We start from the raw sequence: 23,930 nt of genomic DNA, 5'->3' as shown, positions 1-23,930 counted from the left end.
TGTGAACTGCCGGTTCCGTGCCGAGGGTCTCAGCCACCGGTCACCTCCAAGATGCGGTTCCAAACGATGTCGCCGTCGGGGTCGAGCCCCTCGTCGACGGCCTGCTGGCGGGTCTCGAGCACGGCGGCGTAGTCCCGCGGCAGCACCTTCACGAAGGCGCTGAGGTCGCCGGACTCGAGCAGGTCGCCCGCCACGGTCGACCCGGTCTCGTCGTGGTGCTGCCGGAGCAGGTCCGTGACGATCTCGACGTCGGCGCTGTCGAGCTCCTCGAGCCGGAGCTCGCCGGTCGCCAGGGCGTCGGTGTTCACGTGCTCGCGACGGAGCCCGAGGACGTACGCCGTGCCACCGGACATGCCGGCGCCGAGGTTCCGGCCGGTCTCACCGAGGATGAGCGCCAGACCGCCGGTCATGTACTCGAGCGCGTGGTCGCCCACGCCCTCGACGACCGCGGTCGCCCCGGAGTTCCGGACCAGGAAGCGCTCGCCCACGACACCGTGGATGAACATGCTGCCCTGGGTCGCGCCGTACCCGATGACGTTGCCGGCGATGACGTTCTCGGACGCCTCGAACGCGGACTCCGAGTCCGGGCGCACGACGATCGAGCCGCCCGACAGCCCCTTGCCGACGTAGTCGTTGCTGTCGCCCACGAGCCGGAGCGTGATGCCGGCGGGCAGGAACGCACCGAGCGACTGCCCGGCGGACCCGCGGAGCGTGATGTCGATCGACCCGGCGGGCAGGCCGTGCTCGCCGTGGCGGAGCGTGACCTCGTGCCCGAGCATCGTGCCGACGGCGCGCTCCGTGTTGCGGATCGGCAGGTCCAGCGCGATCGACCCCCCGTGCTCGAGCACGTCGGCGGTCTCGTGGATCAGCCGGACGTCGAAGTGCTCGTCGAGCTCGTGGTCCTGGTCGCGCAGGTGGCGACGGGGCTCGTCGCGACCGAACTCCGGGCCGTGCAGCACCGGCGCGAGGTCGAGACCGGATGCCTTCCAGTGCTCGACGGCACGGTCGGTGTCGAGCGCGTCGACCTGGCCGATCGCCTCGTCCAGGCTGCGGAAGCCGAGCTCGGCGAGGAGCTCGCGGACTTCTTGAGCGATGAACTCGAAGAAGTTCACGACGAACTCGGGCTTGCCCGAGAAGCGCTTCCGGAGCTCCGGGTTCTGCGTCGCGACGCCCACCGGGCACGTGTCGAGGTGGCAGACCCGCATGAGGATGCAGCCCTCGACCACGAGCGGTGCGGTCGCGAAGCCGTACTCCTCTGCCCCGAGCAGCGCGGCCACGACCACGTCGCGCCCGGTCTTCATCTGCCCGTCGACCTGCACCACGACGCGGTCGCGCATGCCGTTGAGCATGAGCGTCTGCTGCGTCTCGGCCAGGCCGATCTCCCACGGGGTGCCGGCGTGCTTCAACGAGTTGAGCGGGGAGGCACCCGTGCCGCCGTCGTGCCCCGAGACGAGCACGACGTCGGCCAGCGCCTTCGTGACACCGGCGGCGACCGCGCCGATGCCGGACTGGCTCACGAGCTTGACGTGGACGCGCGCCGACGGGTTCGCCCGCTTCACGTCGAAGATCAGCTGCTTGAGGTCCTCGATCGAGTAGATGTCGTGGTGCGGCGGCGGCGAGATGAGCCCGACGCCCGCGGTGGCGTGCCGGGTCCGCGCGACCCAGGGGTAGACCTTGGTCGGCGGAAGCTGGCCGCCCTCACCCGGCTTCGCACCCTGCGCCATCTTCAGCTGGATGTCGGTGGCGTGCGTCAGGTACATGCTCGTGACGCCGAAGCGGCCGGAGGCGACCTGCTTGATCGCGCTGCGACGCTCCGGGTCGAGCAGGCGCTCGACGTCCTCGCCGCCCTCGCCCGTGTTCGAGCGGGCACCGAGGCGGTTCATCGCGATCGCGAGGGTCTCGTGCGCCTCTTGCGAGATCGAGCCGTAGGACATCGCACCGGTGTTGAACCGCTTGACGATCGACTCGATCGGCTCGACCTCGTCCAGCGGGATCGGCTGCCGGACGCCGTGACGGAACCGGAAGAGCCCGCGGAGCGTCATGAGGTCCTCGGACTGGTCGTCGACCGCCCGCGAGTACTCGCGGAAGATGTCGTACCGGCGGGCGCGCGTCGCGTGCTGCAGGCGGAACACCGTGTCCGGGTTGAACAGGTGCGGCGGTCCCTCGCGGCGCCACTGGTACTCGCCACCGGTCTGCAGGCGCTCGTGGGAGAGCACCGCGCCGTCCTGCGGGTACGCCTGGGCGTGGCGCTCGGCGTTCTCCTTCGCGATGACCTCGATCCCCACACCGCCGAGGATCGACGAGGTGCCGGTGAAGTACTTGTCGACGAACTCCTGGCTGAGCCCGACGGCCTCGAACGCCTGGGCGCCCGCGTAGCTGGACACCGTCGAGATGCCCATCTTCGACATGATCTTCAGAACGCCCTTGCCGAGCGCCTTGATGACGTTCTTCACGGCCTGCTCGGGGGTGAGCCCGGTGATCATCCCGGAGCGCACGAGGTTCTCGCACGTCTCCATCGCCAGGTACGGGTTGATCGCGGACGCGCCGTAGCCGATCAGGGTCGCCACGTGGTGGACCTCGCGCACGTCGCCGGCCTCGACGATCAGCCCGACCTTCATGCGCTGCTCGGTCCGGATCAGGTGGTGGTGCACGGCGGCGAGCAGCAGGAGGCTCGGCACGGGGGCCTGCTCCGCGTTGCCGTCGCGGTCCGACAGCACGATGAACTGCTTGCCGGACTCGATCGCCGCGTCGACCTCGTCGCACACCGCGGCGATGCGCTTCTGCATCGCCTTCTTGCCGGCGTCCACGCGGTACAGGCCCTTGATCGTCACGGTGAGGTGCCGACCGGACGCCGTCTCGAAGTGCTGGATCTTCGCGAGCTCGTCGTTGTCGATCACCGGGAAGTCGAGCGTGATCTGCTTCGCGTGCTCGGGGCCGGCGTCGAGCAGGTTGCGCTCCGGGCCGAGACCCATGCCCATCGAGGTGATGACCTGCTCGCGGATCGAGTCGAGCGGCGGGTTCGTCACCTGCGCGAACTGCTGCGTGAAGTAGTCGAACAGCAGCCGGGGGCGCTCGGACAGCACCGCGATCGGCGTGTCCGAGCCCATCGCACCGAGCGGCTCCGCGCCGGTCTGCGCCATCGGGCGCAGCAGGATGCGGACTTCTTCCTCGGTGTAGCCGAAGGCGCGCTGGCGGCGGGTGACCGACGCGGGCGTGTGCACGATGTGCTCGCGGTCGGGCAGGTCGGACAGGTTGATCCGGCCCTCGTCGAGCCACTGGGCCCAGGGTCCGGACGCCGCGAGGTCGCGCTTGACCTCGTCGTCCTCGATGATCCGGCCGGCCTCGGTGTCCACGACGAACATCCGACCGGGGCGCAGGCGGCCCTTGCGGACGACCTTGCCCGGCGGCACGTCGAGCACGCCGGTCTCCGACCCCATCACGATCAGGCCGTCGTCGGTGACGAGGAACCGGCCGGGGCGCAGGCCGTTGCGGTCGAGCGTGGCGCCGACGATCGCACCGTCGGTGAACGTGATCGCGGCGGGGCCGTCCCACGGCTCCATGAGCATCGAGTGGTACTCGTAGAACGCCCGCAGGTCGGGGTCCATGCCGACCTGGTTCTCCCAGGCCTCCGGCACCATCATCGAGACCGCGTGCGGCAGGCTCCGCCCGGTCAGGGTGAGCAGCTCGAGCGTCTCGTCGAAGGACGCCGAGTCGCTCGCGCCGGGGCTGACGATCGGCAGCAGCGGTGCGAGGTCGCCGAGCAGCTCGCTCTCGAGCTGGGACTGGCGGGCGCGCATCCAGTTGCGGTTCCCGCGGACGGTGTTGATCTCGCCGTTGTGGGCGAGCGTGCGGAAGGGCTGCGCGAGCGGCCACGACGGGAAGGTGTTCGTGGAGTAGCGCGAGTGCACGATCGCGAGCTTCGAGGCGAACCGCTCGTCGCTGAGGTCCGGGTAGAACGGCTCGAGCTGGAGCGTCGTGACCATGCCCTTGTAGACCATGGTCCGGCTCGACAGCGACATGAAGTAGACCTCGAGCCCGTGCTCCGCGCGCTTGCGGAGACGGAAGGCCTGACGGTCGAGGGCGATCCCGCTCCACGCGGCACCGTGCACGTCGTGCCGGGTGGACGCCACGAAGAGCTGCTCGAACGCCGGCATCGCCGCGCGGGCGAGCGTGCCGAGGACCTCGGGTCGGACCGGCACCGGACGCCAGCCGAGCACCCGGAGGCCCTCTTCGCGCGCGATCCGCTCGACGGCACCCTGCACCGCGTGCCGCTCGTCGTCGTCGGTCGGCAGGTAGGCCGTCCCGACCGCGTACTCCCCTGCTGCCGGCAGCTCGAAGTCGACCTCGTCACGCAGGAACGCGTCCGGCACCTGGCACAGGATGCCCGCGCCGTCGCCGGTGCCCGCGTCCGAACCCACGGCACCGCGGTGCTCGAGGTTGCGCAGTGCTCCGAGTGCGGCGTCGACGATGTCGTGGCCGGCCGTCCCGCGCAGGGTCGCCACCATCGCGAGACCGCAGGCGTCCTTCTCGTTCGCCGGGTCGTACGCGCCGGTCGCGTCCGGCACGGCGGAGAAACGCCGGTGCGCGGGCAGGAGTGCGCCGGGCGCACGCTGACCGGTTGCACGCTGACCGAGTGCACGCTGCGCGGCCTGGGCCTGGGTCGGGTGTGGCTGGAGCGCCATGGGGAACCGTCCTCACGAGGAAGTGGAACAGGGACGTCGGTGGCCCGGTGGTGCGTTCCGCCCGAGCGGGCGGGACTGGTGCCCGTGCACGTCGTCGAGGGTGTGCGCTCACGACGTGCGTGGTCGCGGCGTCGATGGTGACGACGCCGGCCGGTGCAGCGGGTCCGCGTGGTCGGCGGGTGTCGACCGTGCGGCGGGTTGGGTGGTGCTGTTGCTCGTGTCGGCTGGTGGGCGCCGCGTTACTTCGCGGACCCGCCAGCCGGCACCGGATCGGAGCCCGTGACGGCCGCCGGAGCGTCGTCGTCGTGTTCCGACCAGGTGTCGTCCGAGTCTACATCGGAGGTCCGACGCGGCTGGCGTCCCCGGGCGTACGGGCTCGGTTCCTTGCCGGTGTGTCGACGCGTCTGAACGATGAAGACGATGATGCCGATGAGGATCGCCGCGAAGGACGCCCACACGTTCGTGCGGATGCCGAAGAACGTCTCGCTCGTGTCGACGCGGATGGACTCGAGCACAGAGCGGCCGGTGCCGTACCAGATCAGGTAGAGCGCCATGACCTTGCCCCACTGCAGGCGGAAGCGCTTGTCGAGCAGCAGGATCACGACGACGCCACAGACGTTCCAGATGATCTCGTAGAGGAACGTCGGATGGAACAGCGTGCCCTCGGGCAGGCCCTTCGGGAACGCCGGGTTCGACGACTCGATCTGCAGGCCCCACGGCAGGTTCGTCGGCATGCCGAAGAGCTCGTGGTTGAAGTAGTTGCCGAGCCGCCCGAACGCCTGGGCGAGCAGCACCCCGGGCGCGATCGCGTCGATCAGGGTCGTGAAGCGCAGGCCGACCTGGCGGCAGCCGATCCACGCCCCGACCGAGCCGAGGATGATCGCGCCGAAGATCGCGAGGCCGCCCTCCCAGATGTAGAGGAAGGACAGCGGGTCGCGGCCCGGGCCGAAGTAGTCACTGACGTGGGTGAAGACGTGGAACAGGCGCCCGCCGATGATGCCGAACGGCACCGCCCAGATCGCGATGTCGATGATGATCCAGCGCTCGACGCCGCGGGCGTTGAGCCGGCGGTTCGCGAGCAACACGGCCGCGACGATCCCGAGCAGGATGCAGATCGCGTAGGCGTGGATGCGGAAGTCGAGGGGCAGCGAGAACCCGAACACGTCACGGAGCCAGGCCGTCAGGTCGAAGTACTGCCAGGCCGTGCTCGGGCTCGGGATGCTCAGGAGGGGCATGGAGGTGCTGTCGCCTTTCGGTGCTCTGCGTCCGCGGGACCGACACCGGGTCGGCCCCGATCACTGTAGCGCGGGAACCGCGCCGGTCAGGAACGCTGCGGCCCGTCCTGTGGGAACTGTGACGGACGGGAGGCAGGGTGCGGGTGACCGACGTCGGTCCCCCGCACCGTGCCTCCCGACCGGGGCGGCGGAGCAGCGGCGCTGCGCGCCTGCGCGCTCAGCGACGCACGGCACCCGACGTCAGGTCGGCCGCACGGTCCGCGACGCCCTGGACGCCGAGGTCCGCGAGCGCACGCACGAACGCCGAACCGACGATGGCGCCGTCGGCGTACTCGAGCACCTCGGTGACCTGGTCGGCCGTCGAGATCCCGAGCCCGACACAGGTCCGGGCGACGCCCGCGTCGCGGAGCCGCGACACGACCGTCCGCGCTGCGGTGTCCACGCCGACGCGCGCGCCGGTGACACCCATCGTGGAGACGGCGTACACGAAGCCGCGGCTCGCCTGCACGGCCTGCTGCACGCGGGTGTCGGTGGAGGACGGCGCGGCGAGGAACACACGGTCGAGCCCCGTGCGCTCCGAGGCGTCGATCCAGGCGCGTCCCTCGTCGGGGATGAGGTCGGGCGTGATGAGGCCGGACGCTCCGGAGGCCACGAGGTCGTCCGCGAACCGGTCGACGCCGTAGCGCAGCACCGGGTTCCAGTACGTCATGACGAGCACCGGCACGTCCGCGCGGCTCGTGATCTGCGCGACGGCGTCGAACACCTGCGCGACGCGGAAGCCGTTCGCCAGGCTCTCCTCAGCCGCGCGCTGGATGACGGGGCCGTCCATCACGGGGTCGGAGTACGGCAGGCCGAGCTCGATGACGTCGACGCCGTTCTCGGCGAGGGCGACCGCCGCGTCGACGCTCGTCTGCAGGTCCGGGAACCCGGCGGGCAGGTACCCGACGACGGCGCCGGCGCGCTCGGTGTTGGCGGCGTCGATCGTCGCGGCGACCGACCGGGTGGTCTCGGGGTTCGTCACAGCTGCACCGCGTTCTCGTCGAGGATCCCGAAGTAGCGGCTGGCGGACGCCACGTCCTTGTCGCCGCGTCCGGACAGGTTGATCAGGATGACGCCGTCCGGGCCGAGCTCCTTGCCGAGCTTGATCGCACCGGCCAGGGCGTGCGACGACTCGATCGCCGGCAGGATGCCCTCGGTGCGGCTGAGGAGCCGGAAGGCCTCCATCGCCTCGGTGTCGGTGATCGGCTCGTACGTGGCACGGCCGATCGACGCGAGGTAGGCGTGCTCGGGTCCGACGCTCGGGTAGTCCAGACCGGCCGAGATGCTGTGGCTCTCGATCGTCTGGCCGTCCTCGTCCTGCATCAGGTACGACATCGTGCCCTGCAGCACGCCGGTGCGGCCGAGCGAGATGCTCGCGGCGTGCCGCCCGGTCTCGATGCCCTCGCCGCCGGCCTCGTAACCGTGGAGCCTCACGGACGCGTCGTCGAGGAACGCCTCGAAGATGCCCATCGCGTTCGACCCGCCGCCCACGCACGCAGCGACGGCGTCCGGCAGGCGACCGACGCGGTCGAGGACCTGCTGACGGGCCTCCTCGCCGATCACCTTGTGGAACTCGCGGACCATCTCCGGGAACGGGTGCGGGCCCGCGACCGTGCCGAGCAGGTAGTGCGTCGACTCGACGTTGGCGACCCAGTCCCGCAGGGCGTCGTTGATCGCGTCCTTGAGCGTGCGCGAACCGGTCTCGACCGGGATCACCTCGGCGCCGAGCAGCCGCATCCGGGCGACGTTCAGCGCCTGGCGCTCGGTGTCCACGGCGCCCATGTAGACGACGCAGTCCATGCCGAAGAGCGCCGCCGCGGTGGCCGTCGCGACACCGTGCTGGCCGGCTCCGGTCTCGGCGATGAGGCGCGTCTTGCCGAGGCGCTTCGCGACGAGGGCCTGGCCGAGCACGTTGTTGATCTTGTGCGAGCCGGTGTGGTTGAGGTCCTCGCGCTTGAGCAGGATCCGGGCACCGCCGGCGTGCTTCGCGAACCGGGGTGCCTCGGTGATGATCGACGGACGCCCGGTGTACTCGCGCTGGAGCGTGTCGAGCTCTTCGCGGAACGCCGGGTCCGCCCAGGCCTCGCGGAAGGCCGTCTCGAGCTCGTCGAGGGCGAGGACCAGCGACTCGGGGACGAAGCGTCCGCCGAAGTCGCCGAAGTACGGTCCGTGCAGGTCACGCAGTGAGGTCACGATGGGTCTCCCGGATGGGGTCGGCGTGCGCCGTCGGGTGGACGGCCGCCGGTGGGGACGGTGTCGGTCAGACCCGCGGGCGGCCGAGGCCGTCCGCGGCGTCGATGAACGACGCGAGGGTGGCGGCGGGGTCCGCGCCCGTGACGAGCGCCTCCCCCACCAGGACGACGTCGGCACCCGCGGCGCGGTAGTGCGCGACGTCGGCAGGGCCGGCGACGGCGGACTCGGCGACGCGGACGACCCCGGCGGGGATCCGGTCGGCGAGCGACCCGAACAGGTCGCGGTCCAGCGAGAAGTCGGTCAGGTCGCGGGCGTTCACGCCGAGGATGCGCGCACCGGCGTCGAGGCCTCGGGAGACCTCGTCTGCAGAGTGCGCCTCGACCAGGACGCGCATGCCGAGCTGCTCGGCCAGGTCGTGCAGCTCGACGAGCCGGGCCTGGTCGAGGGCGGCCACGATGAGCAGCACGAGGTCGGCGCCGGCGGCACGGGCCTCGACCACCTGGTACGGGTCCGCGATGAAGTCCTTGCGGAGCACCGGGACGCCGACGCGCGCCTTGACGGCCTCGAGGTCGGCGAGGCTGCCGAGGAACTTCCGTCCCTCGGTCAGGACGCTGATCGTCGAGGCGCCGCCGCGTTCGTAGTCGGCAGCCAGGGCCGCGGGGTCCTCGATGGTGGCCATCGAACCGCGGGACGGGCTCGCGCGCTTGACCTCGGCGAGGATCTTGACGCGGTCACCGGGGGCGAGGAAGTCGAGTGCGTCGAGGGGCGATGCCACCCGGTCGAGGTCGCGTTCGACGTCCGCGTACGGGCGGTTGAGGCGACGGGCAGCGGCGTCCTCGAGGGCACCCGCGACGAGGGTCTCGAGCACGTTCGGCACGACTACTCCGCGTGGTGCTTGGGGACGAACTTCGGGCCGTCGACGCCGTAGCCGGCGCGCTTCATGACGGCACCGACGATGAGCCCGACGACCACGACCGCCGCGGAGGCCCAGACACCCCACGCCAGGTCGAACCAGAAGAACAGCGTCCCGGCCGCGAACCCGATCAGCATGATCACGACGGCGGTCCAGGCGGCGGGCGAGTGGCCTTCGCCGAGTTCTGCGGGCTCAGTGTTGCTCACGGTGCTCCTCGTTCTGCTCCGGCGCCGTCGTCCGATCGGCGCCGCTCCGATCCTACCGTGTCGGTCGTGGACGCCTCGTCCAGGACGGTCGGGTCGTCGCCGGCACTGAGGTCGTCCCAGTCGGTGACGGCGTCGCGCACGGTCGGGGCCGCCGCACGGGCGTCGGCCGCCGCACCCGCGGTCGCCGCGCCGTACTTCCGGCTCGGCCCGGGCCACGACCGCTGCAGGACCAGGACGGCAACGCCGAGGAGCACGGCGAGGACGCCCCCGGCGATCCCGACGAGCGGCCACGGCGTCACGTCGACGCTCGACACCGCCCGGCGGACCGCGTCGATGTCGCTCACGCCGGCGACCTCGCCCACGGCGCCCTTCGCCGCGGCGACCGGGTCGGCCAGCGCGCTCACACCGACCGCGACGACACCCGCGCCGAGCAGGACCTCGACCACGCCGAGCACGACGCGGAGCACCCGCCCCGCGATCGTCAGCGCGAGGAAGAGCGCCAGGCTCGCGATGGCGAGCGCGGTGTACTGCGGGACCGCGGCGGCCCCGTCGGCGACGACCCGGGACACGACGGCCGTCCCGGCGTGCAGGTGCACCGTGAACCAGGTCTGCGTCCACGAGAGCATCACGATGCCCGCGACGGCGAGCCCGGCGACGACGGTGATCGGTCGGGAGCGCTTCACGACCGGACCTCGCGCATGCGGTTGGCGGTCGCGACGGCGCGCAGCGGGGCCGCGGCCTTGTTGACGGCCTCGACGTGCTCGGTGTGCGGGTCGGAGTCCGCCACGAGCCCGGCGCCGGCCTGCACCCGGGCGACCCCGTCCTTGATGAGCGCCGTGCGGATCGCGATGGCCAGGTCGGCGTCACCGGCGAAGTCGAAGTACCCGACGACGCCCGCGTAGGCGCCGCGCTTCGCCGGTTCGAGCTCGTCGATGATCTCGAGGGCGCGCGGCTTCGGTGCCCCGGAGAGCGTGCCGGCCGGGAACGTCGCACGGAAGACGTCGATCGCGGAAGCACCGGGACGCACGGCCCCCTCGACGCTCGACACCAGGTGCATGATGTGGCTGAAGCGCTCGACGGTCATGAACTCCGTGACCGCGACGGACCCCGGCTCGCACACCTTCTGCAGGTCGTTGCGGGCGAGGTCGACGAGCATCAGGTGCTCGGCGCGCTCCTTCGGGTCGGCGAGCAGCTCGTCGCCGAGCCGCACGTCCTCGACCGGGGTCGCTCCGCGGGGCCGCGACCCGGCGATCGGGTGCGTGATCGCCCGACCGTCCTGGACCTTCACGAGCGCCTCGGGCGAGGCGCCCACGATCCAGAACCGCTCGTCCGCCGTGTCCGCGAGGGACAGGAAGTACATGTACGGGCTCGGGTTGAGCGTCCGGAGCACCCGGTAGACGTCGAGCGGGTCGGCCGTCACGTCGTGGTCGAAGCGCTGCGAGATGACGACCTGGAAGACGTCGCCGTCGCGGATGAAGTCCTTCGACCGAACGACCGAGGCCATGTACTCGTCCGGCGTCGAGCGGTGCCGCGGCGTCGGCTCGGCGATCTCGAACGCCTCGGCCACGGTGGCGACGCTCGGCGCGACCAGGTCGGCCTGCATCCGGTCGAGCCGGGACTGGGCGTCCTGCCACATCGTGTCGGCGTCGTCGGTGCCGTCGTTCAGGGCACTGGCGACGAGCAGCACGAGGCCGGTGCGGTGGTCGAGCGCGGCCAGCTCCGACACGAAGGCGAGCGCCTGACCGGGCACGTCGAAGTCGGCGTCCGGCACGTTCGGCAGGTGCTCGAGCTGCCGGACGGCCTCCCACCCGATGAACCCGACGGTTCCGCCGACGAGCGGCGGCGTCCCGGGGACGCGCGGGGTCGCCCAGCGCTCGTGCAGCCGCGCGAGCACCTCGAGCGGGGCGCCGTCGAGCGACCCGACGGCGCGCGACGCCGGGATGCCGGTGTCGATCCACGCGGCCCGGTCACCCTCCTGCGTGAGCACGCCGAAGCTGCGCACGCCGACGAAGGACCAGCGCGACCAGAGGCCGCCCTGTCCCGCCGACTCGAGCAGGAAGGAGCCGGGGCGGCCGTCCGCGAGCTTGCGGTAGACGCCGACCGGGGTCTCGCTGTCGGCGTACAGCGCACGGACGACGGGCACGACCCGGTGGCCGTCGAGCAGGGCGTCGAAGTCCGAGCGCGTGGTGCTGGTCGAGGTGCTCATCGCGTGGCCTCCGGTGCGGTCGCGGTCACGGGGTCGAGGGGGTCCACGTCGAAGCACCGGTGCGCGCCGGTGTGGCACGCGGCGCCGACCTGGTGCACGGTCACGAGCAGCGTGTCGTCGTCGCAGTCCAGGGCAGCGGCGCGCACGTACTGGGCGTGCCCGGAGGTGTCGCCCTTCCGCCAGTACTCGCGGCGGGAGCGGGACCAGAAGGTCACCCGCCCCTCGGTCAGGGTGCGGCGCAGGGCTTCCCGGTCCATCCAGCCGAGCATGAGGACGTCCTTCGTGGACTCCTCCTGCACGACGGCGGGGAGCAACCCGTCCGCACCGAACCGCGCGCGGTCGAGGACCGCTTCCGTGCTGGTGTCGGTGCTGTCGGTCATGAGGCTCCTAGCCTACGGCGTGGGACCGCGCGGGTCGGTGGTGGGACTGCGCCGGTCGGTGATGGGGACGGACGGACGGGAGGATCGTGGCGGCCCCGCCACGATCCTCCCGTCCGGTACCGGTGCGGCAGACCGCGGGACCGGGGCGTCAGCGGACGAGGTGACCCGCGGCGCGCAGCGCCGACTTGACGTCGCCGATCGTCATCTCGCCGCGGTGGAAGACGCTGGCCGCGAGGACCGCGTCGGCGCCGGCGTCGATCGCCGGCGCGAAGTGGTCGAGGTGCCCGGCGCCGCCGGAGGCGATGACGGGGACCGCGGAGACCGCACGGACGGCGGCGACGAGTTCGAGGTCGAAACCGTTCTTCGTGCCGTCGACGTCGATCGAGTTGACGAGGAGCTCGCCGGCACCGCGCTCGACGCCTTCGCGCGCCCAGGCGATCGCGTCGAGGTCGGACTCGGTCCGCCCGCCGTGCGTCGTGACGACGAACCCGGACGGCATCCGGTCGCTCCGCTTCACGTCGAGCGACAGCACGACCGCCTGTGCGCCGAAGCGGTCCGCGATCTCGCCGACCAGGGCCGGGCGGGCGATCGCGGCGCTGTTCACGCCGATCTTGTCCGCGCCGCACTGCTGCAGGCGGGAGACGTCGTCGACGCTCCGGACCCCGCCGCCGACGGTGAGCGGGATGAAGACCTGCTCGGCGGTGCGGGTGACCGTCTCGTACATCGTCGCGCGGTTCTCGACCGTGGCGCCGACGTCCAGGAAGGTCAGCTCGTCCGCGCCCTGCTCGTAGTAGCGGGCGGCGAGCTCGACGGGGTCGCCGGCGTCCTGCAGGTCGAGGAAGTTGACGCCCTTGACGACTCGGCCGCCGGAGACGTCGAGGCACGGGATGACCCGGACCGCGACCCCGCCGGTCGCGGCCGTCGGCCCCGGGCTGCCGGACGCGGCCGTCGGCTCCGGGCTGCCGGTCGGCTCCGTGCCTTCGGTCGCGGCGTTCACAGGCGTGCGGCGTGGATCGGGCTGACCAGGATCGCCCGGGCGCCGAGGTCGTAGAGCGCGTCCATGATGAGGTTCGCGTCCTCGCGCGGGATCATCACGCGGACGGCGGACCAGTCACGGTCGTGCAGCGGCGACACCGTGGGCGACTCGATGCCGGACGCCACCGCGGTCGCCTGCTCGAGCAGGCCCGTCGGGATGTCGTAGTCGAGCATCACGTAGCCGCGGGCGACGAGCACGCCCTGCAGCCGGCGGCGGAGGACGTCGATGCCCGGGATGGTCTCGTCGGTCGAGATGAGCAGCGCGGTCGACTCGAGGATGACCGGGCCGAAGATCTCGAGGCCGGCCGCGCGGAGCGTGCTGCCAGTCGAGACGACGTCGGCGACCGCGTCGGCCACGCCGAGACGCACCGCGCTCTCCACCGCGCCGTCGAGCTTCACCAGGGTCGCCGTGACGCCGTGCTGGGCGAGGAACTCGCCGACCAGGCCCGGGTAGCTCGTCGCCACCCGGACGCCCTCGAGGTCCTGCAGCTCGGTGAACCGGCCGGGCGTGCCCGCGAAGCGGAAGGTCGAGTCGGCGAACCCGAGCGCGTCGACCTCGTGCGCCGCCGACCCGGAGTCGAGGAGCAGGTCGCGGCCGGTGATGCCGACGTCGAGTGCGCCGGAACCGACGTACGTGGCGATGTCCCGGGGACGGAGGAAGAAGAACTCGACGCCGTTGCGCTCGTCGAGCAGGTGCAGCGCCTTCGGGTCGCGGCGACCGGCGTACCCGGCCTCCTTGAGCATCTCGGACGCGGTCTCGGACAGGGAGCCCTTGTTGGGCACGGCGATGCGGAGCATCAGGTGGTCTGCTTTCTGCTGGAGGTCGGGACGGCTGCGGGGGCGGTGGCGCTCGGTGCGCGACGCGCCTGCCTACAGATGTCGCCAGACGTCCGCCGGGGTGAGCCCCTTCGCGACCATGAGGACCTGCAGGTGGTAGACCAGCTGCGAGATCTCCTCCGAGGTGCGCTCGTCACCCTCGTACTCGGCCGCCATCCAGACCTCGGCGGCCTCTTCCACGATCTTCTTGCCGATCTGGTGCACGCCGGCGTCCAGTTCGGCGACGGTGCCGGAGCCCTCGGGGCGCGTGCGCGCCTTCTCGGTCAGCTCCGCGAACAGGTCGTCGAACGTCTTCACGGGGACCAGGCTACCGTCCTGCGCGGGTCCGGCCGACGCACCGTCCGGACGGGAGGCACGGATCGCCGCTGGCTCGCCGCTCACGTCGTCGACGTGGTCGGTCCGCGTCACGCGCGTGCCGCCGCTGCTGCCTCGCGCAGGTCCGCGATGCGCTGCGCCGGCTCGCCGCCGTAGACCGCCGAGCCGGCGACGAGCGTGTCCGCGCCGCTCCGGACCGCCTCGGGGACGGTGTCGACGGCGATGCCACCGTCCACCTCGAGCCAGACGTCGAGCCCGGACGCGTCGACGGCGGCGCGGGCGTCCGCGAGCTTCGGCATCACGGACGGCATGAACGACTGGCCGCCGAAGCCCGGCTCGACGGTCATGAGCAGCACCATGTCGTAGGCGTCGAGGTGGCGCAGGACCTGCGTGACGGGCGTCCCGGGCTTGATCGCCACCGCGGCACGGGCACCGTTCGAGCGGATCGCGGCCGCGGTGGCGACCGGGTCAGCGGCGGCCTCGAAGTGGAACGTGACGCTCGAGGCGCCCGTCTCGGCGTACTTCGGCGCCTGCGTGTCGGCGTCGGTGATCATCAGGTGGACGTCCAGCGGGACCGGCGAGACCTCCTGCAGGCGCTGCACGATCGGCAGGCCGAGCGTCAGGTTCGGCACGAAGTGGTTGTCCATCACGTCGACGTGCACGAGGTCGGCGCTCTCGATGCGGTGCAGCTCCCGCTCGAGGTTCGCGAAGTCGGCGGACAGGATGCTCGGCGCGATGCGGATGGTCACCGCACAACCCTACCGACGCCCGCCGGGCCGCCGCCCCGGGCGCTGGCCGTCCGAGTCTCGGGCCCGGCGACGAGTCTCGAGCGCTCAGGACCGAGACTCGTCGCTCACCGCGAGACTCGGCCGACGTCGGCCGACCGAGCCGGGCCGCCGTCAGGCGGTGCGGCGGAACAGCGCGACGAACATGGCGTCGGTGCCGATCCGGTGCGGCCAGAGCTGCACGGTGCGGCCGTCCGCGACCTGCGGGTCCCTGGCGGCGACGGCGCGCACGACCCCGGCGGTGTCGAGCTGTTCGAGCACGCCGCCGTGCCTTGCCATGAGCGCGTCGACCTGCCCGCGCGTCTCGGCGAGGTGCGGCGAGCACGTGACGTACGCGAGCGTTCCGCCGGGGGCCAGGGCCCGCACGGCCGCGTCGAGCAGCTCGGCCTGGAGCGCCGCGAGCTCGGGGACGTCCTCCGGCTGCTTCCGCCACCGGGCCTCGGGCCGACGACGGAGGGCGCCGAGGCCGGTGCACGGCGCGTCGAGCAGGATGCGGTCGAACCGCTCGTCGCCCGGCTTCCCGAAGCGACGCCCGTCACCCTCGACCACGGTCACGACGTCACCGCCGGCGACCGTCGCGAGGGCCTTCCGCACCAGTCCGGCACGCGCCGGCACGAGTTCGTTCGCGACCAGGGTCGCACCGCCCTGCGCTGCCTCGGCGGCGAGGAGCGCGGCCTTGCCGCCCGGCCCGGCGCACATGTCGAGCCACCGCTCCCCCGCCCGGACGGCGGAGGACCGGCTGAGCGCGAGTGCGGCGAGCTGCGAGCCCTCGTCCTGCACACGGAGCCGACCGGCCGCGACGCCCGGCACGCGCGCGGGGTCGCCGGTCGTCCCGCGGATGCCCACCGGGGACACCGGTCGCGCGTCCGTCTCGTCCCGCTGCGGACTGACGGGAGGCGCGTCCTGCGTCGCCTGGTCGTCCTCGGTCGCCGACGTGGCCGGGTCCGGCACGGCCTCGGCCGCCTGCACGTCCTCGGCCGTCGCGAGGCCCGGCAGCGCCACGAGCTGCACGCGCGGTGCGACGTTGTCGGCGGCCAGGAGCGCGGCGAGCTCGTCGCGGGAGCGTTCGGCGGCGAGGGCGTCCCGGAGCGCTGCGACCACCCAGGCCGGGTGCGACCAGCGCGTCGCGAGCAGGGCGTCGCCACCCCGGCCCTCGGTGATGAGCGCGTCCCACTCGTCGTCGGTGCGGGCCGCGACCTTGCGGAGCACGGCGTTGACGAAGCCAGTGGCACGGCGGGCACCGATCTCGCGGGTGAGCTCCACCGTCGCGGAGACGGCGGCGTGCGTCGGTGTGCGCATCCCGAGCAGCTGGTGCACCCCGAGCCGCAGCACGTCGAGCACGTCGGACTCGACGTTGTCGACGCGACGGCCGGAGGCGATGCCGATGATCGCGTCGTACCGGCCGAGCATCCGGATCGACCCGTACGTCAGCTCGGTGGCGAAGGCGGCGTCGCGGGCGGACAGGCCGGCACGGCGGATCCGGGTCGGCAGGAGCAGGTTCGCGTAGGCGTCGTCGACCTGCACAGCGCGGAGCACGTCGAACGCCACCCGACGGGCGCTGACCGCGCGCGGGCCGCGGCGCTGCTGCGCGGGGCTCACGACAGGACCTTCCCGTCCAGCGCGCCGAGGCCGCGTGCCCAGGAGGCGCCGTCCATCGCCTGCTTGCCGGCCGGCTGCACCTGGAGCAGTGCGAGGGGCTCGTCCGCGGTGCCGACGAGCAGGCGCCCGTCGACCAGCCCGAGCGCGCCGGGCGCGAGCCGCGGGACGGCGGAGGTCGCCCCCACTGCCCGGGTGCTGCGCAGCAGCTTCACGCGGGTCTCGCCGAGGTGGGCGAACGCGCCGGGCTCGGGCGTCACGCCGCGGAGGTGGGCGTGCACGACCGCAGCGGGTGCGGTGAAGTCGATCCGCCCGTCCGCGATCGTCGTCTTCGGGGCGAGGGTCGGCTCGCCGACCTGCTCGCGGGCGACGGCGGTGCCCGCTGCGAGGGCGTCGACGACGCGCAGGACGGTCTCGGCACCGCGGTCGGCCATCGCGGCGAGGACCTCGCCCGCGGTCGCCTCGGGGTCGATGTCGAACGGGTCGCTCGCGTACACGGGCCCGGCGTCGAGCGCCTCGACGAGCTGGAACACCGTCGCGGCGGTGCGGGTGTCGCCGGCCATCACCGCGCGCTGGACCGGGGCGGCACCGCGGTACGCCGGCAGGTCGGAGAAGTGCAGGTTCACCCAGCCGAGCCGGGGCGCGTCGAGGGCCGGGCGGCGGAGCAGTGCACCGTAGGCGACGATGACCCCGAGGTCGGCCCGCAGGTCGACCAGGCGCGCAGTGACGTCGTCGTCCACCCGCGTCGCCTCGATCACCGGCAGGCCGAGTTCCGCCGCGACCTGCGCGACCGGGGTCGGCGTGAGGACGCGCTTCCGGCCCTGCGGTGTCGGCGGCCGAGTGAGCACGGCGGCGATCTCGTGGTCGGACGCCGCGAGGCGACGGAGGGTGGGGACGGCCGCAGCGGGGCTGCCGGCGACGACGAGGCGCATGGGTTCCATCGTCCCACGGGCCGAGGTGTCCGACGCGCGCGGGCATCGCGGATCCCCGAACACGCTGCGAGCCCGCTGAGTACCGTCCGGGTCATGAGTGACGTGACCACCTCCACCAACCGCTACGCCGGCTCGTCGATCCAGAAGGTCGCGATGGTCGTCGGCATCGTCTTCCTGCTCGTCGGGATCGCCGGGTTCGTGCCCGGGCTGACCTCCGGCGACCTCGGCGGTGCCGGACACGGCTCGATGGCGATGCTGCTCGGGATCTTCCAGGTCTCGGTGCTGCACAACATCGTGCACCTGCTGTTCGGCGTCGTCGGCCTGCTCGCGGCGAACCGGGCGACCGGCTCCCGCATGTACCTCGTGATCGGCGGGGTCGTCTACTTCGTGCTCTGGGTGTACGGGCTGTTCACCGCCGGCACGATGTCCGGCGCGAACTTCGTGCCGCTCAACTGGGCCGACAACTGGTTGCACCTCGTGCTCGCGATCGGCATGGTCGCCCTCGGCGTCGTGTTCCCGCGCGGTCGCCGGACGCCCGTCGGCGCCTGACCCCCGGGGCCTGCCCCCCCCCCCCCCGGGCCTGACCCCGGGGGCCGGCCCGCGAAACGCAACGTCGGCGGTTCCTCGCAGCGGTACTCCGCTGCGAGGAACCGCCGACGTTGCGTGTTGCGAGGGGATCGTCAGGCGGGGACGGCTGCGCGTGCGGCCACGAAGGCCTCGACGCAACGGTCGACCTGCTCGGGGGTGTGCGCGGCGGAGAGCTGCACCCGGATGCGTGCCCGCCCCTCCGGGACCACCGGGTAGCTGAACGCCGTGACGTAGACCCCGCGGGCCTGCATCTCGTCGGCGATCCGGGCCGTGCGCGCCGCGTCGTGGAACATCACCGGGACGATCGGGTGCTCCCCGGGCAGCAGCTCGAACCCGGCGTCGGTCATCGACGACCGGAAGCGCGCGGCGTTCGCGGCCAGCCGGGCGCGGGCGTCGTCCGATCGCTCGATCAGGTCGAGCGCCGCCACCGTGCCCGCGGCGATCACCGGGGCGAGCGAGTTCGAGAACAGGTACGGCCGGGAACGCTGGCGCAGCAGGTCGACGATCTCCCGGCGGCCGGAGACGTACCCGCCCGAGGCCCCGCCGAGTGCCTTGCCGAACGTCCCGGTCAGGACGTCCACCCGGTCCGCGACCCCGCACAGCTCGGGCGTGCCCCGTCCGTGCACGCCGACGAACCCGACGGCGTGCGAGTCGTCCACGACCACGAGGGCGTCGTACCGCTCCGCGAGATCGCAGATCTCGGCCAGCGGCGCGATCGACCCGTCCATCGAGAACACGCCGTCCGTGACCACGAGGCGGAACCGGGCGTCCGCGGCGGCGGCGAGCTGCGCCTCCAGGTCGGCGGTGTCCCGGTTCCGGTACCGGAACCGGCGCGCCTTGCTGAGCCGGATGCCGTCGATGACCGACGCGTGGTTCAGCTCGTCGGAGATCACGGCGTCCTCCGGACCGAGCAGGACCTCGAACAGCCCGCCGTTCGCGTCGAAGCACGACGAGTACAGGATCGTCGCCTCGGTGCCGAGGAAGCCGGAGACCCGTTCCTCGAGTTCGAGGTGCAGATCCTGCGTGCCGCAGATGAACCGCACACTGGCCATCCCGTAGCCCCAGCGGTCGAGGGCGTCCTTCGCGGCGTCCACGAGCTCCGGGGCGTCCGCGAGCCCGAGGTAGTTGTTCGCGCAGAAGTTCAGCAGCTCCGTTCCGCCGGCCTCGATCGCCGCGCGCTGGGGGCCGGCGATGCCGCGCTCCCGCTTCGTCAGCCCCGCCGCCTCGATGCCCGCGAGCTCTGCCTGCAGGTGGTCCTTGATCGCGCCGTACATCACGCCTCCGTCCAGTCGATGACGACCTTGCCGCCGTCCGCGCTCGCCGCCGCGGCGAACGCCTGCTGCCAGTCCCGTGCCGGGAAGCGCCCGGACACGAGCGAGCCGATCCGACCGCGGAGCGCCGCGCTCGTCTGCAGCATGCTGCTCATGGTCTGCCACGTCTCGAACATCTCGCGGCCGTAGATCCCCTTCACGGTGAGCATGTGCGTGACGACCTTCCCCCAGTCGACCGCGATCGGCCCGGACGGGAGTCCGAGCATCGCGATCCGGCCGCCGTGGTTCATCGTCTCGACCATCGCCGGCAGGGCCGTGGGCGCGCCGGACATCTCGAAGCCGACGTCGAAGCCCTCGCGCATGCCGAGCCGTTGCTGGGCGTCGCGGAGGGCCCCGACCGCGTCCTGCGACCCGGCGGTCGCCGCCCCACGTCCGGCGCCGGCGTCCGACACGTCGACGGCGAGGTCCGCGCCCATCGTCCTGGCGAGGGCGAGCCGGTTCGCACTGACGTCGGTGCCGACGACGAACCGGGCGCCGGCGTGCCGTGCGACGGCGATCGCCATGAGCCCGATCGGACCGCAGCCGGTGACGAGCACGTCCTCGCCGACGAGGGGGAACGCGAGCGCCGTGTGCACCGCGTTGCCGAGCGGGTCGAAGAGCGCGGCGATCTCGGGGTCGACGTCGGTGTGGTGCACCCAGACGTTCGCGGCGGGAAGCGTCAGGTACTCCGCGAAGGCGCCGTCCCGCTGCACGCCGACGCCCTTCGTGCGGATGCACATCTGGCGGCGGCCGGCCCGGCAGTTCCGGCAGGTGCCGCACACGATGTGGCCCTCACCGGAGACCCGGTCCCCCACGGCGACGTCGCGGACGGCGGACCCGACCTCGACCACCTCGCCGGAGAACTCGTGCCCGGGGACGAGCGGTGCGGAGACGGCCGACGCGGCCCAGTCGTCCCACCGCTCGATGTGCAGGTCGGTCCCGCAGATCCCGGTGCGGAGCACCCGGACGAGCACCTCGTCCGAGGCGGGGACCGGCACCGGTCGTTCGGTCATGATCAGTCCCGGACCGGCGTCCGGCTTCCAGAGCGCGCGCATCGGCGTCACCTCGTCACCTCGTTGTGCGTGTGGTGTGTTCGGCGGTGGCTCGTGACCACCGTCCCTCAGCCTGGCACAGGTGGCCGCGACGCGCGGGGCGGTCAGACCTCGGCGAAGGGCTCGGCGTCGTCGAGCCGGACGCGGAGCGTGGGTGCCGCACGACGGCGGTTGCCGCCGGGGAGCACCCGCCGGGTGGACGAGCGCCGGATGACCTCGGCCTTGAGCGTCGCCGCGACCTCGGCACCGTGCGCGTACGGGAACCGCACGATCGCCCGGACCGTGCCCGGGACCGGATCGTCCTCGACCGGCACCGGACCGAGCACGTCGCCGACCAGGGTGTCCCCGAGGGCCTCGACCGCGGCCGTCACGGCGTCGTCCGTGCCGGTCAGGGTCGCGACCCGCACCGCCGGTGGGAAGTGCAGCGCGCGACGGTCGACGAGCTCGTCGTGAGCGGGGCCGTCGAGCCGCCAGGTGGCCATCGCGGTCGCGAGCCGGCCGCCGATGCCGACCAGGTACACCTCGGACCCGGGGGCGCCCTTCGCCGCGGCGCCCGTCCAGAACCGCAGCACGTCCTCCTGCACGCGGAGGCCCTCGCGGGCGAGCATGCGCTCCGCGTCGAGGAGGAGCACGCAGGCGTACCCGCCCGGCACGTTGGGCTCGGCGCCGCGCGTGGCGACGACGACCGAGGGGCGGGCGGGGACCTCGTCGAGCGGTCGGGAACCGTCGGCGACGACGATGCGGGTGCCCGGGAACGCCCGGCCGAGCTCGTCGGCGGTGCGCTGAGCGCCCTGCCCGACGGGCTTCACGGTGCCGTTGCCGCACGTCGGGCACCGGAAGCCCACGGCGAGGGCGCCGCAGAACCGACACTGCGGGGCCGCGCCGCGGTGGGGTTGGCCGAGCGGTCCCCCGCACACCCGGCAGTGCGCCCGTTCCCCGCACTCGGCGCAGACCAGGCCGGTGCCGAACCCGGGACTCGCGACCTGCACGAGCACCGGCCCGTGCTGACTCGCCTCGCGCGCCGCACGCCAGGCCGTGCTCGGGATGCGTGCCTGGGCCGCGAACCCCTCGGCACCGCCCTGCTGCACCGTCGGGATGACCTTCGGGGTTGGCTGCCGGTACGGAGCGACCTCGTTGAGCCAGTGCAGTTCGACGAGCCGTTGCACGTCGGTGCTCCGCGCGTGCGAGACGAACAGCAGCCCGGCGCCGGACTGGGCCGCCCGGACGAGCGCGACGTCACGGGTGTGCACGTACGGTGCCCGGGGCTCGACGAACGAGGCGTCCCCGTCGTCCCACACGACGATCAGACCGAGGTCGGTCGCCGGCGCGTACATCGCGGTGCGGTTGCCGATCGCCACGACGGCGTGCGACCGGGCCTGCAGCAGTGCCTTCGCCCGCGCGCCGTTCGTCTGCTTGGCGTCGAAGCGCACGACGCGCTCGGCCGGCAGCACGGCGAGGAGGGCCCGCTCGAGGTCGGTCACGTCACGGAAGTCGGGGACCGCGACGACCGCGGACTGCTCGGCGGCGACGGCGTGCGCCGCCGCCTGGGCGATCGTCGCGGCCCAGCCGGGGACCCAGACCGGATCCGGACCCGACTCCGGAGCGGCGAGAGCCGGGTCCGGGTGCAGCGCGACGGGGTGCGGCAGGGCGGCCACCGCAGCGCGTCCGTGGTCGGTGACCAGCGCCTCCAGGACGCCCTCGGCGTACCCGGCGACGGGGCCGGCCGTGACCGACGGCGGCGACCACTCGGGATCCCGCGCGAGCCAGGCCTTCTCGGCGCGCACCTGCCGGGGCGGGACGGCGAGCCGGAGCACGTCGGAGGCGACCCCCGCGGCCCGGTCGGCGACGGCCCGGGCGAGCGACCAGATCTCCGGTGCCAGGACGGGCACCGGCGAGACGACCTGCTCGACCGGGCTCAGCTCACCCGCGAAGGTCGTGTCGGCGTCGGCGGCGTCCGCCGCGACGACCTCGACCACCCAGGCGTCGGACATCCGCGCCCCGGTGCGCAGCGGCACCTTGACACGGACGCCCGGCACACAGTCGTCCTCGAGCTCGGCCGGCACCCGGTAGTCGAACAGACGGTCCAACTGCGGGAGCGGCGAGTCGAGGACGACACGCGCGACGACGGGCACGCGGTGCCCTAGACGGTGGCGGCGACGAGTCCTGCGGCGGCGCGGAGTTCCTCGACGCGGTCGAGCTGCTCCCAGGTGAAGCCGGGCAGCTCGCGGCCGAAGTGGCCGTACGCCGCGGTCTGCGCGTACCGGGGCTTGAGCAGGTCGAGGTCGCGGATGATCGCGGCCGGACGCAGGTCGAACACCTGCGTGATCGCGGCCTCGATCGTGGCGTCGTCGACATGGCCGGTGCCGAACGACTCGACGTACAGCCCGACGGGCTTCGCGCGGCCGATGGCGTACGCCACCTGCACCTCGAGCCGGTCCGCGAGCCCCGCCGCGACGGCGTTCTTCGCGACCCAGCGCAGCGCGTACGCGGCCGAGCGGTCGACCTTCGACGGGTCCTTGCCGCTGAACGCGCCACCACCGTGCCGGGACGCTCCACCGTACGTGTCGACGATCACCTTGCGACCGGTCAGCCCGGCGTCGCCCTGGGGACCACCGATCTCGAACCGGCCGGTCGGGTTCACGATCACGTCGACGTGCGACGAGTCGAGGTCCACCAGGTCGAGCACCGGACGGATCACGTGCTCGGTGATCTGCGCCGTGAGCTCGGCGAGCGTCACCGCCGGCGAGTGCTGCGTCGAGAGCACGACGGTCTCGACGGTCTTCGGGACGACGCCGTCGTACCCGACCGTGACCTGCGTCTTCCCGTCGGGGCGGAGGAAGTCGAGCACACCGGTCTTGCGCACCTCGGCCAGACGCTCCGCCAGGCGGTGCGCGAGCCAGATCGCGACGGGCATGTACTCCGGCGTCTCGTTCGTCGCGAAACCGAACATGATGCCCTGGTCACCGGCACCCTGCCGGTCGAGCGGGTCGACGCCCGCGCCGGAGCGGCTGTCGAGCGACTCGTCGACGCCCTGCGCGATGTCCGGCGACTGCGCACCGATCGAGACCTCGACGCCGCAGGTGCGACCGTCGAACGAGACCTCGGACGAGTTGTACCCGATGCCCGTGATGACGTCGCGGACGAGCTTCGGGATCTCGACGTAGCCCGAGGTCGTGACCTCGCCGGCGACGTGCACCAGCCCAGTCGTCACCATCGTCTCGACGGCGACGCGCGCGTGCGGGTCGACCGTGAGCAGCGCGTCGAGGATCGTGTCCGAGATCTGGTCGCAGATCTTGTCGGGGTGCCCCTCCGTCACCGACTCGGACGTGAAGAGGCGCAGGTTGGTGCTCGTCACCGCGGTCAGTCGGTGGGCTGCTGCTTGGTGACGGTCAGCTTGTCCTCGTTGATCTCGTGGAGAGCGACGGACAGCGGCTTGTCGTCGATGGTCGAGTCGACGAGCGGCCCGACGTTGTCGAAGAGCGATCCCTCGTGCAGGTCCGCGTAGTAGTCGTTGATCTGACGAGCGCGCTTCGACGCGAAGATGACGAGCGCGTACTTCGACTCCACCTTGGACAGCAGGTCGTCGATGGGCGGGTCGATGATGCCCTGGGGGTTGGCCATGGTGT

General features: G+C 72.6%; 21 protein-coding genes. 1 reads left to right on the top strand and 20 read right to left on the bottom strand.

Annotated elements, in window-relative coordinates:
* Positions 1–29: 29 nt before the first annotated feature.
* The 15 genes from gltB to HUN58_RS00105 all read right to left on the bottom strand — a co-directional run bounded on the left by gltB (position 30) and on the right by HUN58_RS00105 (position 17,354).
* On the bottom strand, positions 30–4,682 hold the full coding sequence (gene gltB, locus HUN58_RS00175; protein WP_257222126.1) for a glutamate synthase large subunit: 4,653 nt from the start codon (positions 4,680–4,682) through the stop codon (positions 30–32).
* A 239-nt stretch (positions 4,683–4,921) separates the two neighbouring features.
* The gene (gene lgt / locus HUN58_RS00170; RefSeq protein WP_208745298.1) at positions 4,922–5,917 is read right to left on the bottom strand and encodes a prolipoprotein diacylglyceryl transferase; all 996 of its coding nucleotides are present in this window, start codon (positions 5,915–5,917) and stop codon (positions 4,922–4,924) included.
* A gap of 217 nt (positions 5,918–6,134) precedes the next feature.
* The gene (gene trpA / locus HUN58_RS00165) at positions 6,135–6,899 is read right to left on the bottom strand and encodes a tryptophan synthase subunit alpha (protein ID WP_254631712.1); all 765 of its coding nucleotides are present in this window, start codon (positions 6,897–6,899) and stop codon (positions 6,135–6,137) included.
* 35 nt (positions 6,900–6,934) lie between these two features.
* Positions 6,935–8,149 carry a tryptophan synthase subunit beta gene (gene trpB / locus HUN58_RS00160; RefSeq protein ID WP_180225356.1) on the bottom strand — a complete coding sequence of 405 codons (1,215 nt, stop codon included), beginning with the start codon at positions 8,147–8,149 and terminating at the stop codon, positions 6,935–6,937.
* Between the two features lie 67 nt (positions 8,150–8,216).
* On the bottom strand, positions 8,217–9,017 hold the full coding sequence (gene trpC, locus HUN58_RS00155; protein ID WP_180226015.1) for an indole-3-glycerol phosphate synthase TrpC: 801 nt from the start codon (positions 9,015–9,017) through the stop codon (positions 8,217–8,219).
* A gap of 11 nt (positions 9,018–9,028) precedes the next feature.
* Positions 9,029–9,268 (bottom strand): DUF6704 family protein, encoded by a 240-nt coding sequence (locus HUN58_RS00150; protein WP_058741461.1) that lies wholly within the window; start codon positions 9,266–9,268, stop codon positions 9,029–9,031.
* A complete protein-coding gene (locus HUN58_RS00145) occupies positions 9,265–9,951 on the bottom strand; it encodes a Trp biosynthesis-associated membrane protein (protein ID WP_114849963.1) in 687 nt (228 codons plus the stop codon). The genes HUN58_RS00150 and HUN58_RS00145 overlap by 4 nt, the downstream gene beginning before the upstream one ends.
* Positions 9,948–11,474 (bottom strand): anthranilate synthase component I, encoded by a 1,527-nt coding sequence (locus tag HUN58_RS00140; protein ID WP_180225357.1) that lies wholly within the window; start codon positions 11,472–11,474, stop codon positions 9,948–9,950. The genes HUN58_RS00145 and HUN58_RS00140 overlap by 4 nt, the downstream gene beginning before the upstream one ends.
* Positions 11,471–11,854, bottom strand: coding sequence for a phosphoribosyl-AMP cyclohydrolase (gene hisI, locus HUN58_RS00135; RefSeq protein WP_058741458.1), 384 nt, complete (start codon positions 11,852–11,854; stop codon positions 11,471–11,473). Before hisI ends, HUN58_RS00140 begins: the two co-directional genes overlap by 4 nt.
* 148 nt (positions 11,855–12,002) lie before the next feature.
* On the bottom strand, positions 12,003–12,851 hold the full coding sequence (gene hisF, locus HUN58_RS00130; protein ID WP_257222127.1) for an imidazole glycerol phosphate synthase subunit HisF: 849 nt from the start codon (positions 12,849–12,851) through the stop codon (positions 12,003–12,005).
* A complete protein-coding gene (gene hisG, locus HUN58_RS00125; protein ID WP_058742140.1) occupies positions 12,848–13,687 on the bottom strand; it encodes an ATP phosphoribosyltransferase in 840 nt (279 codons plus the stop codon). The genes hisF and hisG overlap by 4 nt, the downstream gene beginning before the upstream one ends.
* Positions 13,688–13,759: 72 nt before the next feature.
* On the bottom strand, positions 13,760–14,023 hold the full coding sequence (locus tag HUN58_RS00120) for a phosphoribosyl-ATP diphosphatase (protein ID WP_058742152.1): 264 nt from the start codon (positions 14,021–14,023) through the stop codon (positions 13,760–13,762).
* Between the two features lie 107 nt (positions 14,024–14,130).
* Positions 14,131–14,790, bottom strand: a complete 660-nt coding sequence (gene rpe / locus HUN58_RS00115) for a ribulose-phosphate 3-epimerase (protein WP_058742139.1) — start codon at positions 14,788–14,790, stop codon at positions 14,131–14,133.
* Between the two features lie 150 nt (positions 14,791–14,940).
* Positions 14,941–16,425, bottom strand: coding sequence for an RsmB/NOP family class I SAM-dependent RNA methyltransferase (locus HUN58_RS00110; RefSeq protein WP_254631581.1), 1,485 nt, complete (start codon positions 16,423–16,425; stop codon positions 14,941–14,943).
* A complete protein-coding gene (locus HUN58_RS00105) occupies positions 16,422–17,354 on the bottom strand; it encodes a methionyl-tRNA formyltransferase (RefSeq protein ID WP_180225358.1) in 933 nt (310 codons plus the stop codon). The genes HUN58_RS00110 and HUN58_RS00105 overlap by 4 nt, the downstream gene beginning before the upstream one ends.
* Before the next feature lie 93 nt (positions 17,355–17,447).
* On the opposite strand from HUN58_RS00105, the gene HUN58_RS00100 reads away from it, so the two are divergent.
* Positions 17,448–17,903 carry a DUF4383 domain-containing protein gene (locus HUN58_RS00100; RefSeq protein WP_181819222.1) on the top strand — a complete coding sequence of 152 codons (456 nt, stop codon included), beginning with the start codon at positions 17,448–17,450 and terminating at the stop codon, positions 17,901–17,903.
* A gap of 131 nt (positions 17,904–18,034) precedes the next feature.
* Here HUN58_RS00100 and HUN58_RS00095 read toward each other — a convergent pair whose 3' ends face one another.
* From HUN58_RS00095 to rpoZ, 5 genes are all read right to left on the bottom strand, one after another.
* A complete protein-coding gene (locus HUN58_RS00095) occupies positions 18,035–19,216 on the bottom strand; it encodes a glycine C-acetyltransferase (protein WP_180225359.1) in 1,182 nt (393 codons plus the stop codon).
* Positions 19,216–20,307: an L-threonine 3-dehydrogenase gene (gene tdh / locus HUN58_RS00090; RefSeq protein ID WP_180225360.1), complete on the bottom strand. Its 1,092-nt coding sequence runs from the start codon at positions 20,305–20,307 to the stop codon at positions 19,216–19,218. Before tdh ends, HUN58_RS00095 begins: the two co-directional genes overlap by 1 nt.
* Before the next feature lie 101 nt (positions 20,308–20,408).
* Entirely contained in the window at positions 20,409–22,436 is a 2,028-nt protein-coding gene (locus HUN58_RS00085) for a primosomal protein N' (protein WP_180225361.1), read from the bottom strand.
* An 8-nt stretch (positions 22,437–22,444) separates the two neighbouring features.
* Positions 22,445–23,659, bottom strand: coding sequence for a methionine adenosyltransferase (gene metK / locus HUN58_RS00080; protein WP_058742135.1), 1,215 nt, complete (start codon positions 23,657–23,659; stop codon positions 22,445–22,447).
* A gap of 5 nt (positions 23,660–23,664) precedes the next feature.
* A complete protein-coding gene (rpoZ, locus tag HUN58_RS00075; protein ID WP_058742134.1) occupies positions 23,665–23,925 on the bottom strand; it encodes a DNA-directed RNA polymerase subunit omega in 261 nt (86 codons plus the stop codon).
* Positions 23,926–23,930 lie beyond the last annotated feature (5 nt).

The organism is Curtobacterium sp. Csp1 (assembly GCF_013347185.1).
The sequence above is the reverse complement of the archived record's forward strand: the minus strand, read 5'-3'. Positions and strand labels throughout refer to the sequence as shown.

What these genes read in the sequence shown, in the direction of transcription:
- gltB (WP_257222126.1), bottom strand. Translation starts at nt 4,682, where the DNA reads ATGGCGCTCCAGCCACACCCGACCCAGGCCCAGGCCGCGCAGCGTGCA.
- lgt (WP_208745298.1), bottom strand. Translation starts at nt 5,917, where the DNA reads ATGCCCCTCCTGAGCATCCCGAGCCCGAGCACGGCCTGGCAGTACTTC.
- HUN58_RS00140 (WP_180225357.1), bottom strand. Translation starts at nt 11,474, where the DNA reads ATGAGCACCTCGACCAGCACCACGCGCTCGGACTTCGACGCCCTGCTC.
- hisI (WP_058741458.1), bottom strand. Translation starts at nt 11,854, where the DNA reads ATGACCGACAGCACCGACACCAGCACGGAAGCGGTCCTCGACCGCGCG.
- hisG (WP_058742140.1), bottom strand. Translation starts at nt 13,687, where the DNA reads ATGCTCCGCATCGCCGTGCCCAACAAGGGCTCCCTGTCCGAGACCGCG.
- HUN58_RS00105 (WP_180225358.1), bottom strand. Translation starts at nt 17,354, where the DNA reads ATGCGCCTCGTCGTCGCCGGCAGCCCCGCTGCGGCCGTCCCCACCCTC.
- HUN58_RS00100 (WP_181819222.1), top strand. Translation starts at nt 17,448, where the DNA reads ATGAGTGACGTGACCACCTCCACCAACCGCTACGCCGGCTCGTCGATC.
- HUN58_RS00095 (WP_180225359.1), bottom strand. Translation starts at nt 19,216, where the DNA reads ATGTACGGCGCGATCAAGGACCACCTGCAGGCAGAGCTCGCGGGCATC.
- tdh (WP_180225360.1), bottom strand. Translation starts at nt 20,307, where the DNA reads ATGCGCGCGCTCTGGAAGCCGGACGCCGGTCCGGGACTGATCATGACC.
- rpoZ (WP_058742134.1), bottom strand. Translation starts at nt 23,925, where the DNA reads ATGGCCAACCCCCAGGGCATCATCGACCCGCCCATCGACGACCTGCTG.